Below are 3,648 nucleotides of genomic sequence, written 5' to 3' on the forward strand. Positions count from 1 at the left end.
AGGAAATAGCCGTGCGTAACAATGAAAAAAATGAGTAAAATTTTCATGAATTTAAGAAAAATTAAAACATATAATTTATTTTGGTTAGTTGCTTTAATAATATTAGTCATCGGATTAATTCAGACTAAGAATGAAGATACAACTTTTGATATAAATATCCATGACACATATTTTGTAATTGCACATTTTTATTTTGCTCTTTTTTTGAGTTTAACTTACTATCTGATAGGACTTGGATATTGGGTTGTGCAAAAAGCTATGAAAAGAAAACTAATAAATGTATTGACGATAATTCATTCTGTAATTCTTAATGGAAGTTTTTTAGTTTATTGGTTAGTAATTGGATATAGTAAAGCTTTTTTAAATACTCCTTTTCCCCTATTTGACAATTATCAGTTAATTAACCAAACACTTGTTGTTCTAACGATATTGATATTATTAATTGGACAACCAATTTATATTATAAATTTAGTAATAGGAATTTTTAAGAAAGAGAAAAAGGCCATCTCCTAACACTTGCTACAAGAGATTGGGGCAATTGGCTTAATTTGAAAATAGTCTTGTATTTGGGAATTTTGGCAGATCCGAAAATAAGGCTTAATTTAATCCCAAACCTCTTATAGCAAGGGGACGTTGGCAGAAACCCATAAGAAAAATTCTGAATGGAAAATAGAATTCTAAATATTTATAATGAGTTGATAAAATTCTCTAATTCACTTTTGAATTTAGAAACTTCGATAACAGACAATCGAATTGAAGATTTCGAAAATAATCTCGGATATAAACTACCGAAAGATTTTAAATACTTACTTAAAAAACATAATGGATTTTCTTTAAGCGCAACTGAAATTTATGGAATTGGAAAAGAGTTTGGAGAAAATTCCCTTGACAAAATATATGATTTTGAACATAACGAAGTAGGAAATCCGATGCCAAAATATTTTCTTCCATTTTCACCTGACGGTTATGGAAATCATTATTGCTTAGATTTATTGAGAATTGAAAATGAAATATGTCCTATTGTATTTTGGCAACACGATTGCAATTACGAAAATATCACTGAAGTTGAAACTTGTAATATAGATTTTGCTGAATGGATTAACGAAGTAATGATTGAATGGACTCTTGAAGAATATAATTATGATGGAACAGAAAAATAAAAATGGGCTATCTGCCAACACTTGCTACAAGAGATTTAGGCAATTGGCTTAATTGGAAAATGGTCTTGTATTTGGGATGTTTTGGCAAATCCGAAAATAAGGCTTAATTTAACCCCAAACCTCTTGTAGCAAGGGAACGTTAGCGGTTATATATTAGAAAAAAATGAGAAAAAAGACCTTTACATTATTACTATTTTCAATTCTAATTTCTTGTGCAAAAAAGAAATCAGAGGTCATAAATTTTTCTAATAATAAAAGTCCTATCGCTAAAAGCATAAGCCTAAAACAAACACCTAGAATTGAGGAACCTAAAAAATTAGAAATTGAGCCTTATGATTTTGATACAATACTAAAAAATGGTTTTCATTTATCTTATCGAGTTTATAAAGACACAATTGAAAATGAAACTTTACAGAGTTTAACTTTAGTAAAAGGAAAAAAAGATATAAAACAAATTAGCGAAACAAGCTTTCCAATGTTGCATAAAAACTTGGGCTATATTGGTGCTGATTTTGGAGAGACTTTTCTATTTGTTCAATCATTTGGTTCTGGAAATCCTCACGAAATACAACTTATTGAAAAGGAAAATGGAAAAGTAATAACTACTGGTGTTTTAGTTGACCAAAATGAAATTGAAAAAGTGTTACTTTATATAAAAAATGAACACGAGAAAAATGAAAAATTAATTTTGCTTGATATCAAAAATAATAAAGAAAAAATAATAACCGATTTTGATAATTTAGAATGTACTCACACTGGTGGATTAAGAAACTGTATCGTAATTGACGCAGTGACGAAGAATGAAATTATTATAAAAACTGATTCGGAAGAAGACAACCTAACAAGAAAATACAACCGCTAACACTTGCTACAAGAGATTTGGGCAATTGGCTCAATTTAAAAATGGTCTTGTAGCAGGGAAGTTTTGGCAAATCCGAAAATAAGGCTTAATTTAATCCCAAACCTCTTGTAGCAAGGGGACGTTATGTGTGATCGCTCCGTGAACGAGAAGCAGACAATTTTAATCAGGAATTTTAGAGACGAAAATGATTAATTGAGACAGAAACCGAGCAAGCTGAAAATTGAAGCGCAAATCGTTTTTTAATTGTTGTGGAAAAGCAAATGTTAATCACTTTTTTTGATAATCGAAGCGGAATATTTTTTGTCGATTTATTTTGAGGATTAATAAACGACTTTAAAAATTGAAACTATGAAAATAATTGGAATCGACAATCGGAAGGCGGAAAAGCTTTGTGCAATTGGAATAGATAATCGAAATCGAGTTTCTGACGTGCTTTCCGTTCGTGTCGCGACCACACATAACCGCTACTACAACGGATTTGGGCAATTGGCTTAATGGAAAAATGGTTTTGTGTTTGGATGATTTGGCAAATCCGAAAATAAGGCTTAATTTAATCCCAAACCCGCTGTAGTAGCAACACGTTACTGGAGACTTGTGCCGAAATTACGCAGAAGAAAACAATTAGAAAATACGCATTTTGATTCCGCAATAAAATTTAAAAAGCAGAAGCGTGAAAATTGGAATTTGAAAAAGCAGAAAACCGAAAAACGTTGCGCTTAAAATTGCAAACCGAAAAGTAGAAACGTGAAAATTGGAATGTGAAAATTGGAATGTGAAAAGCTGAAGCGTGAAAGTTGAATTTGCTAACAGAAACGTGAAAAATAGAAACAGAAATTTAAAAATAATACGCCGAAAATTACGAACCGAAATACAGAAACTTAAAAATGGAACCTGCCAACAGAAGCGTGAAAAGTCAGCGGTTAAATTCATAATTTCGGTCAAAAACAAGCCTCCAGTAACACTTGCTACAAGAGATTTGGGCAATTGGCTTAATTTAAAAATGGTCTTGTACTTGGGAAGTTTTGGCAAATCCGAAAATAAGGCTTAATTTAACCCCAAACCTCTTGTAGCAAGGGAACGTTACCTGCAAGCTTAAAGCACCTTACAAATAATGAAAAACTTTTTCACAACATTTTTACTTCTAATAATCTTAAATTTAAATGCTCAAAATGTAAGTCGAGTATATAAAGTTGAAAGTAAAACTTTTGAAATTAAGAAAAAATATGCTGTCCAGGAAATAATTTTAATTTCTGATTCTACTTATGTTCATAAGAATTATAGACTTGATAATAAATCTCAAAAAAAAATATATAGAGATTTTGATTGTGTAAAAACCGAAGGGACTTATAAAAAAGAAGGAGCATTTTATTTATTTAAGCCAAACAATCAAAATTTTGAAATTGGTCGTTACAAAATAAGTGACAATAAAATCATTTACTTTTATGACTGGAAGAAAAATAAAATTAGAAGAGGCGCAGAATATAAACGAATATAAAGCCAGCAGGTAACACTTGCTACAATAGATTTGGGCATTTGGCTTAATTTAAAAATGGTCTTGTTTCAGGGAAGATTAGGCAAATCCGAAAATAAGGCTTAATTTAACCCCAAACCTCTTGTAGCAAGGGG

The 3,648-nt window shown here is 30.6% G+C and carries 4 protein-coding genes; all 4 read left to right on the top strand.

Annotation, left to right across the window (positions count from 1 at the left end; genetic code table 11):
* The first annotated feature begins 30 nt into the window (after positions 1-30).
* The 4 genes from IRZ80_RS20610 (at position 31) to IRZ80_RS20625 (ending at position 3,517) form a co-directional block, all read left to right on the top strand.
* On the top strand, positions 31-513 hold the full coding sequence (locus tag IRZ80_RS20610) for a cbb3-type cytochrome c oxidase subunit I (protein ID WP_194644222.1): 483 nt from the start codon (positions 31-33) through the stop codon (positions 511-513).
* Between the two features lie 149 nt (positions 514-662).
* On the top strand, positions 663-1,160 hold the full coding sequence (locus IRZ80_RS20615) for an SMI1/KNR4 family protein (protein ID WP_194644224.1): 498 nt from the start codon (positions 663-665) through the stop codon (positions 1,158-1,160).
* Between the two features lie 163 nt (positions 1,161-1,323).
* Positions 1,324-2,022 (top strand): hypothetical protein, encoded by a 699-nt coding sequence (locus IRZ80_RS20620; protein ID WP_194644226.1) that lies wholly within the window; start codon positions 1,324-1,326, stop codon positions 2,020-2,022.
* Positions 2,023-3,133: 1,111 nt separating this feature from the next.
* Positions 3,134-3,517: a hypothetical protein gene (locus tag IRZ80_RS20625; protein ID WP_194644228.1), complete on the top strand. Its 384-nt coding sequence runs from the start codon at positions 3,134-3,136 to the stop codon at positions 3,515-3,517.
* Positions 3,518-3,648 lie beyond the last annotated feature (131 nt).

The organism is Flavobacterium sp. HJJ (genome assembly GCF_015351475.1).
In the GTDB taxonomy this organism is placed as follows: Bacteria; Bacteroidota; Bacteroidia; order Flavobacteriales; family Flavobacteriaceae; genus Flavobacterium; species Flavobacterium marginilacus.

Bases quoted from the DNA above. Each gene is read 5' to 3' on its own strand.
- IRZ80_RS20610 (WP_194644222.1), top strand. From the start codon at position 31: ATGAGTAAAATTTTCATGAATTTAAGAAAAATTAAAACATATAATTTA.
- IRZ80_RS20615 (WP_194644224.1), top strand. From the start codon at position 663: ATGGAAAATAGAATTCTAAATATTTATAATGAGTTGATAAAATTCTCT.
- IRZ80_RS20620 (WP_194644226.1), top strand. From the start codon at position 1,324: ATGAGAAAAAAGACCTTTACATTATTACTATTTTCAATTCTAATTTCT.
- IRZ80_RS20625 (WP_194644228.1), top strand. From the start codon at position 3,134: ATGAAAAACTTTTTCACAACATTTTTACTTCTAATAATCTTAAATTTA.